The sequence below is a fragment of the Dietzia sp. genome, assembly GCF_036741115.1.
Classification (GTDB): Bacteria; Actinomycetota; Actinomycetes; order Mycobacteriales; family Mycobacteriaceae; genus Dietzia.
On record NZ_DAINST010000036.1, the window covers coordinates 1 to 8,468 of the forward strand.

6 protein-coding genes are annotated in these 8,468 nt (G+C 68.8%); 3 read left to right on the forward strand and 3 right to left on the reverse strand.

Annotated features, from left to right (window positions below; genetic code table 11):
• Together V7E05_RS07275 and V7E05_RS07280 are read right to left on the reverse strand one after the other, a co-directional pair.
• On the reverse strand, positions 1-2,498 hold a 2,498-nt coding region (locus tag V7E05_RS07275; protein WP_333619004.1), incomplete at its 3' end, for a bifunctional acetate--CoA ligase family protein/GNAT family N-acetyltransferase.
• Positions 2,499-2,588: 90 nt separating this feature from the next.
• Complete coding sequence (locus tag V7E05_RS07280; protein ID WP_333619005.1) at positions 2,589-3,839, reverse strand: acetoin utilization protein AcuC; 1,251 nt, start codon at positions 3,837-3,839, stop codon at positions 2,589-2,591.
• 256 nt (positions 3,840-4,095) lie between these two features.
• Here V7E05_RS07280 and V7E05_RS07285 point away from each other — a divergent pair, with 256 nt between their 5' ends.
• Both V7E05_RS07285 and galE read left to right on the forward strand, forming a co-directional pair.
• Complete coding sequence (locus V7E05_RS07285) at positions 4,096-4,779, forward strand: metal-dependent transcriptional regulator (RefSeq protein ID WP_333619006.1); 684 nt, start codon at positions 4,096-4,098, stop codon at positions 4,777-4,779.
• Positions 4,776-5,753: a UDP-glucose 4-epimerase GalE gene (galE, locus tag V7E05_RS07290; protein ID WP_333619007.1), complete on the forward strand. Its 978-nt coding sequence runs from the start codon at positions 4,776-4,778 to the stop codon at positions 5,751-5,753. The genes V7E05_RS07285 and galE overlap by 4 nt, the downstream gene beginning before the upstream one ends.
• Positions 5,754-5,762: 9 nt before the next feature.
• Here the strand turns inward: galE and V7E05_RS07295 are convergent, their stop codons facing one another.
• Entirely contained in the window at positions 5,763-7,289 is a 1,527-nt protein-coding gene (locus tag V7E05_RS07295; RefSeq protein ID WP_333619008.1) for a DUF4192 family protein, read from the reverse strand.
• Between the two features lie 533 nt (positions 7,290-7,822).
• Between V7E05_RS07295 and V7E05_RS07300 the strand changes: the two genes are divergently transcribed.
• Positions 7,823-8,468: proteasome assembly chaperone family protein (locus V7E05_RS07300; RefSeq protein ID WP_333619009.1), on the forward strand; the 646-nt coding region annotated here is incomplete at its 3' end.

Here is an 8,468-nt window from a genome sequence, read left to right on the forward strand (position 1 = left end):
AATCTGATCGCCTCCTTGTCCGCCGCAGCCTCGCTCTCGTTTCCCCCGAGAATCGGCGCCGCGGCCGGGCGCTCGAGGAGGTTCTCGGCCTGCTCGCGCGTGAGCGGGAGCGCGGAATAGGCCCGGTCGCCGAGCATTTCGGTGATCATTCCCGAGAGCCCGAAGGAGATGAGCGAGCCGAAGATCGGATGATCGCCGACCTTGAGCGTGATCCCCGTGCCCCGAGGCGCCATTCTCTGCACATGAATCGGGGCGTCTTCTCCGGCGGACGCGGAGAGCTCTTCGAAGGCGCGGCGCACAGAAGGCCCGTCGCCGACGTCGAGCCGCACGCCCGACAAGTCGCTGCGCCTGCGCCACGCCTCGCTCATCGCCTTGACCGCGACGGGATAGCCGAGCTCGGAGGCGGCGGCCTCGGCGTCCGCGGCACTCGCGACGACTCGGTAGTCGACGATCGGGATCCCGAAGCAGCGCATGAGCTGCCTGGTCTGTCCCGCGGAAAGGCGGACGTTCCCGCCTCCTGCGTGCCGGGCCCAGATCGAATCGACGAGCTGGCGCGCCCGCTCGAGGTCGATGCCTTCCACCTCCATCGGCTCTTCGGCCGGGCGATCGAGCCAGCGCCGGTACGTAAGCGCCCTGCGGAGTGCCGAGATCGCCCGCTCTGGGTACGCATACGACGGGATAGAGCCGCGGACCGGCTCCCCGCTCTCGTCCCGCAGCGTGAGCGCCTCCGGGAGGCCCTCGACCGCGAGGAAAGTCGAGGCGACCGGTTTCCCCGCCTCCGAGGCCCCGAGGCGGATCGCCTCCGCGTAGGCCTCGACGTTTCGCTCCACCGGAGGGACGAATACGGCGAGCACCGCGTCGACGCCCGAGTCCTCGCAGGCGCTCTCCACTGCCGCGGAGAAGGCCTCCGGAGAGGCTGCCGCGCCGAGGTCGACAAATGAGACGACCTCGAGCTGCTCGCCTTCTGCCGCATCCGCCGCGAGCGTCGATACGGCGGTCGAGTTCGCGACGATCGCGATCCGCGGGCCCGCGGGCAGAGGCTGGTACGCGAGAAGCGCCGCGACGTCGAACATCTCCGGCAGGGAGGTCACGGGGATGAGGCCGAGGTCGTTGTACAGCTCTGCGGCAGCCTGAGCGGTGACGTCGAGGAACTCCCCCGCCGCGACGTCCGAGGACCGATGGACTACGACCACGGGCTTGTTGCGCGCCACCCGGCGGGCGATCCGCGAGAACTTACGCGGGTTACCGAACGATTCGAGGTAGAGGAGCACGACCTCCGTGTCGACCTCCGTATCCCAGAACTGCAGGAGGTCGTTGCCCGAGAGATCGGCGCGGTTGCCGGCGGACACGAAAGTCGCGAGGCCGAGTCCGCGGCGGGTGGCGCTGTCGAGGATGGCGATGCCCAGCGCGCCCGACTGGCAGAAGAAGCCGATCCTTCCCGCCGCCGGAACCGAGGACGCCAGCGTCGCGTTGAGCCTCACGTCGGAGGCGTTGTTGATGACCCCGAGCGCGTTCGGCCCCACGACACGCATCCCGTGCGCCCTCGCCTGCGCCACGAGCCTGCGCTCGGAGACGATGCCCTCTCCGCCGACGTCGGAGAACCCCGCCGAGATCACCACGAGCGTGGAGACGCCCTTGTGGAGGCAGTCGGCGAGCACGGTGTCCATCGATTCCGCCGGAACGGCCACGACGGCGAGGTCGACGGGGTCGGGGATATCGCCGAGGCTCGGGTAGGCGCGGATCGACTGCACCGAGCGCGCCTCCGAGTTGACCGGGTACACCGGCCCGGCAAAACCCGCCTCGAGGAGGTTGCGAAGAACGGCGTAGCCGAGCTTGCTCGGCTGCTCCGACGCCCCGATCACGGCGATGGAGGCGGGCGAGAGCACGCGGGCCACGCTGCGCGCCTCTGCCGCGGCCTCGCGCGCATTGCGCACGGAAGTGAGCGCGTCCGAGGGGTCGATATCGAATTCGAGGTGGATCGAGGAGCCGTCGAAGCTCCGCGAGACGTCGTAGCCGGCGCGCCGGAACACCTGGATCATCTGCCGGTTCTCGGAGAGGACCTCGGCCTCGAACCTACGGATCCCCTTCTCGGCCGCAGCGCCGGCAAGGTGCTCGAGGAAGATCGAGCCCAGCCCGCGACCCTGGTGGGAATCGGACAGAGTGAAGGCGACCTCGGCGATCGGGCTGCCCGGGGAGCCCTCGTACACAGCCGTGCCGATGATCTCGTCGCCGAGCAGCGCGACGAACGCCATGCGGCTCGAATAGTCCACGTGGGTCATCCGGTCGAGCTCGGACTTGCTCAGCTCGTTGTGCGATCCGAAGTAGCGCAGGTAGCGCGTCCTGTCGCTCAGCGTCGAATGGAAGCGTTGGAGCTCCTCCGCGTCCGAGGGCAGGACCGGCCGGATGCGCACCGCCCTGCCGTCCGAGCCGAGCACGTCTGCCGCCCAATCGGCCCGGTAGCCAGCCGGGAATTCGCTCTCCCCGTCGTTGCCTGCCATCGCCTTCTCCTCGTGTCCGCGGCCGTCGTCTTGTTCTTCGTGCCCCATGGCGCGTCTCTTCTCGGCCCGATCATCCCACCGCCCGCGCGATCAGTCCCGCGGATCGTCCGGGTCGAGACCGAGCGCGGGATATACCGCCCTACGGGTGTCGAGGATCGATTGGTCGAGGCGCGCGAGGACGCGGGCGTCGCCCACTGCGTCCGCCGCACCGGGGCCACCCTGCCACCGCGCGAATTCCGTGTCTCCGCCGTCACCCATGCTCTGCGGCACCCGGTCGGGGACGGTGAGACCCGAGACGAGCTCGCGCCATTCGGCGGGGGTCTCGGTGGCGGTGTCGACGTCCGCGTCGAGGAGGGTGGCGATGAGGTGGGTCCACGAGCGCGGGACGACGCTCATCAGCTCGTATCCACCGCCGCCGACTCCAATGAGCCGTCCCTCGCACAGCTCGTCGGCCAGCGCGCGGACCGCCCGGTACGAGGCGACGTGGCCGTCGACGGTGAGCGAAAGGTCCGCCATGATGTCGTCCTTGTGGCTGTCGCACCCCGCCTGCAGCACGATGATCTCTGGCTCGAACGCCCGGAGCGCGCCGGGAACCACGGCATCGAACGCGCGAAGCCACAGGGAATCGTTCGTGCCCGGGAGCAGCGGGACGTTGACCACGGTGCCGGCGGCATCGCCGTCCCCGGCCTCGGAGGACCACCCCGTCATCGGCCAGAGGGTCGCGGGGTGCTGGTGCAGCGACACGGTCATGACCCGCGGGTCGTCGTAGAACGCGGCCTGCACGCCATCCCCGTGGTGGACGTCGACGTCGACATAGGCGATCCGCGAGAAGCCCTGTTCGAGGAGCCAGTGGATGGCGATGGCGCAGTCGTTGTAGACACAGAAGCCCGCCGCGGCGTTGCGCTGGGCGTGGTGCATGCCGCCCGCAACGGAGAGCGCGCGCCGCGCAGAGCCTTCGGCGACCTGCCGTGCCGCGGTGAGCGTGCTGCCCGCGACCATCGCGCTGATCTCGTGCATCTGCGGGAAGGTCGGGTTGTCGGCAGTGCCGAGTCCGTGCGAGAGGTTCGGGTGCTCGCCCGGGGACATCGTCGACGCCGAGCGCACCGCGTCGACGTAGCGGAGCGAATGGATGCGCAGCAGATCCTGCTCGGAGCACTCCCCCGGCTCCATGACGTCTACTCCCTCGAGCAACCCGAGGTCCGTGGCCAGCGCCATCGTGAGGGCGAGTCGGCGCGGACTCATGGGGTGATCCGCCGAATGCTCGTAACGCAGGAGATCGGTGCTCCACACGACGGCGGCCGGGACGCTCGAGCCCCGCAGGTCTCGCAACGGTTCCACCATGAGCCCTCCTGTTCCCCTGCGCCAATCGCCGCGGATGTGATGTGGACGACTCTAGTGACGCGTGCGAATAGCCGTGGCGCAACGCCGATTCCGCCTAGCCGGAAAGGGGCTCTACATTTCCGGCTACGATGGGCACGATTAGTCCGCGCGTCGGCGTACCCCTTGCGGTATGCGACGCTCGCGGGCCCCTGAGTTTGTGGTGGTCGAAAATCACCGGCAGTGGGCGTTCCCCACAGTGTCGCGGAAGGAGTCCGTCGTGAAGGACCTGGTGGATACCACCGAGATGTACCTACGCACCATTTTGGATCTGGAAGAAGAGGGCATCGTCCCCCTTCGTGCGCGGATCGCGGAGCGCCTTGAGCAGAGCGGCCCGACCGTCAGCCAGACCATCGCCCGCATGGAGCGCGATGGGCTCGTCTTCGTCGCATCGGACCGACACCTCGAACTCACGGAAGCCGGTCGCGAGACGGCCGTGAACGTGATGCGTAAACATCGCCTCGCCGAGCGCCTCCTCGTCGATGTCATCGGCCTCGATCTCGACAAGGTGCACGACGAGGCGTGCCGCTGGGAGCACGTCATCAGCGAGGACGTCGAGCGCCGACTCGTCAACGTCCTCCACAATCCCACGGTCTCCCCGTACGGCAATCCCATCCCCGGGCTCAAGGCCCTCGGTGTGGACGTCGAGACCGAAAAGCACACCTTTCCGCGGCTCGCGGAGATCCCGCTGGGCAAGGAGCTCGAGCTCAGCGTCCACGCGCTCGGCGAGCAGGTCCAGGTCGATACGGACTTCTTCCACACCCTTATCGATCTCGATATCGCGCCCGGCCGCAAGATCTCGGCGAAGCGCACCGGCCACACGGTCGCGGTGCACACCGAGAAGGGTGATATCAATGTCGATCTCGACAAGGCGCATGCGATCCGAGTGGAGGTGCTCGGATGAGGGTTCTCGTCACCGGTGGTGCCGGATACGTCGGTAGCGTCTGCGCGGCCGAGCTGCTCTCCCTCGGCCACGAGGTGGTCGTCCTCGACGATCTCTCGACGGGCAACAGGGACGCGGTGCCCGAGGGCGCGCGGTTCATCGAAGGGAACCTTCTCGACGATTCCGCGGCCGCGCTCGAGGGCGTCGATGCAGTGATCCACTGCGCGGCTCGCTCCCTCGTCGGCGAGTCCGTCGAGCAGCCGGCCGAGTACTGGCAGGGCAATGTCGTCTCGACGCTCGCCCTGCTCGAAGCCATGCGCAGCGCCGGGGTGCGGAATATCGTGTTCTCCTCGACCGCCGCAACGTACGGCGAGCCCGAGCAGGTTCCCATCACCGAGGACATGCCGACCCGCCCGACCAACACGTACGGCGCCACCAAGCTCGCCATCGACCAGGCGATCACCTCGTACTGCGTGGCGTACGGCTTCGCCGCGACGAGCCTCCGGTACTTCAACGTCGCCGGGGCGCACCTCGGCCACGGTGAGAACCGCGTGGTGGAGACGCACCTCATCCCCCTCGTGCTCCAGGTCGCCGCGGGGCACCGCGAGGAGATCAAGGTGTTCGGCGACAATTGGCCGACCCCCGACGGCACCTGCGTCCGCGACTACATCCACGTGGGCGATCTCGCCGACGCGCACGTCCTCGCCCTCGAGAGCAACGAGCCCGGCGTACACCGGATCTTCAACCTCGGCAGCGGAGAGGGATTCTCCGTGCAGGAGGTCATCGACGTGTGCCGCGAGGTCACGGGGCACGAGATCCCTGCGAGCCTCGCGCCCCGTCGCGCCGGCGACCCGGCGACGCTCATCGCCTCCTCTGCGCTCGCCGAGAACGAGCTCGGCTGGAAGCCGAAGCGGACCGAGCTCCGCACTGTGGTCGCCGATGCGTGGGACTTCCTCGGGTCCCTCGGCGACGCCGCGCATTCCGCCCGCCGCTGAGTCGCCCCGCTACGCCGTGAGGCGCTCCTCCCCGCGCCCTCCGTCCGGATCGTCTTTCGGACGGGCGGCGCCGCTTCCCTCCCGGCCCCTGGCGCGCTCCACGCTCCTGTGCGGCTTCGGCTCCTCCGGGCTGTACGAGTGCATGTCCAGGCGGAGGTCTGAGAGGCACTCCTCAAGGATGTCCGCGGCGACTGCGGGTGGTATTCCCTGCTCGAGCATCGACAGCACGCACCTGCACACGCCGCGAAGGTGGCCGGTCGCCTCGGCGGCCTCCGCACACACGAGGGCGTGGACGCCCACGCCGCGGAGGTAGTAGGCGATTCCGATGAGAAGCAATGCTGTGCTCCTGCACGCCGGCATGCCGCGCCGCGCGAGCGGGACGAGCATCGCGAGGTCGCCGGGCTCCGCTCCGAAAGGCGCGTTTCCGGGCTGATCGGCGCCGTGCTCTCCGCAGGGCCGGAGGTGCTCGGTGCCGTCGTCCTCGGGGATGTTCTCGTCGGTGCCGCTCTCCTCGGTGTCCTCCACAGCAATCCCCTCGTCCGGCGTGACTGTGCACTCGCCTTCGAGCCACCCGGGCATCCGCGACACGAGCGCCTCGAGCAGGTACATCGACATCTCGGGGCTCGTGAGGACCTCGGCCACCTCCGCCAACCCGCTCTCTGTGGGCACACCTCCCCGAGCAAGTTGCGCCAGGCGGCGCTCTCCGCGGGCGAAATCCTCTTCCGTCGGTTCCCGCTCCACCCCGGCGCCTCGATTCGCGGCCGTTCGACGCGCAGAATCGGCGCCCTCCCCCGACTCGCCGCTCGGGCGCGGGGGTAATCGCCCGGCTCCCTCCTCCTCGGCGTAGAGCTCCTCGATGTCGGCTCGGCGATCGAAGATCTGCGAGCCCGCGACCACGGATTCGGCGGCGATGCGCCCTTGCCGGGGGTCGCTCTGGACGCCGCTTGCGCCGCCCGAACCGGCCTCGCGCCACGCCGCGCCCTCGCCGATCGATTCGGCGACAAGGCACGAGTGCAGATGGGCACCTACCGATTCGAAGCCGACGCGGAGCACCCTCGCGAACGATTCGACCGCAGCCCAGCCGAGCGTGCCGGGCGCACATCCATCGGCGAACATGACCACCGCGACGACCTGATCCAAATCGTGCTCGCGGACGATGGGCAGGAGGCTCGAGGCGAGGAATTGGACGATCGGGCGCATCAGCCCGTCCAGCGCCGCCACGTCCTCCACCCGCACGCCGAGCTCGTCCGCTCGGGCGCGCACGGCCAGCGGGATGTCGAGGACCGAGCCGCGTGGAGAGGCACCGGTTTCGCTGCCTGCGCCGTCATCCGCAAAGTGGCCCCCACCCAGGTATCCGGGCGCCACCTCGTAGTATTCCGCCGCGACGGCGGCATCGAGGAGGAATTCCTTGGGGAGATCGATCCGCATGATCGGGGAGCCGTGGTCCTCCGAGCCCCGGCGACGGCCGAGGAGCGTGAGGCTCGGCGACTCCGGAGTAAAGCGCAATAACCCGGGCAGTTCGGCGAGGAGCGCCACCGGGCCGTCGATGCGGACCTCGCTTCCCCCGCGCCCGGATCGACCACTCCGCTGTTCCTGCGCCCGCTTGGCGCCCGTGTCATTCCTATGCCGACCCCGCGCCGCGCGTCCCCTTCGCGGTTCTCCGGAACTCGCGCTCCCGCTCCGCCTATCCGAATTTCTCGCCATGCCCATTCCCCTCCGTGCTACTTCGCGTCCACGTCTGTTGGATCGTCTGTGCTCGTGACCCGTAACCGCATCGTTGCGGCGGCCTCGCACTAGATGACGCCACGCGCATCCCATTCGGCTCCCCGTGCATTCGGAAATGAACATCTGCCGCCCGGAAGGATTCGGTGTCGACATCACCGCGAGAGACCCGGCGCGGGACACAGCCACGGACACAGCAGATTCCCAGCCTCCCCCGGTACGTTCCGGGAATATCGCCTGCTCCCCGGTCGTTGGACCGGATAGCCGATCCGAGGAAGCCGGGACATTAGCCGGCGCTCGGGACCGCCACAGGCGGGGCACCATTAGCGCAACAGTTGGGATAGAAAATGAGCACTCCAAACGATCTCTACAGGCTGGTCTTCCCCACGCCGTCGCTCACCGAGGCGAGCGGCAAGGGCCCCGTACTCGTCCACGGGCTCGAAGGTTTTTCCGACGCCGGACGCGCCGTTCGCCAGGCGACCGAGCACATCCGTTCCGCCAACCACTCGGAGCTCGTCGCCCGCTTCGACGCCGACGAACTGGTCGACTACCGCTCGCGGCGCCCCGCGATGGACTATTCCTTCGATCACTTCGCCGGGTACGCCGAGCCTCACATCTCGCTCCACGCGATCACCACCCCCTCGGACCAGACGTTCCTGCTCCTCTCCGGGCTCGAGCCGGACCTGCGGTGGGGCTCGTTCGTCGATGCCGTCTCGCGCCTCTCCGCCGATTTCGGCGTGCGGATAGCCGTCGGCCTCGGATCGATGCCGCTCAACGTGCCGCATACGCGGCCGCTGCGCTCGAGCGCGCACTCGAAGGACATCGAGCTGCTCGAGGGTTTCTCCACCTGGCCCGGAGAGTTCCGCCTCCCCGGCAGCGCCGATTCACTCCTCGAGTACAAGCTCTCGGAGCAGGGCTTCTCCACCATGGGCTTTACCGCACATGTGCCGCAGTACCTGGCGCAGTCCGAGTACCCGGCCACCGCGATCCGGC

Bases quoted from the DNA above. Each gene is read 5' to 3' on its own strand.
- V7E05_RS07280 (WP_333619005.1), bottom strand. From the start codon at position 3,839: ATGGTGGAACCGTTGCGAGACCTGCGGGGCTCGAGCGTCCCGGCCGCC.
- galE (WP_333619007.1), top strand. From the start codon at position 4,776: ATGAGGGTTCTCGTCACCGGTGGTGCCGGATACGTCGGTAGCGTCTGC.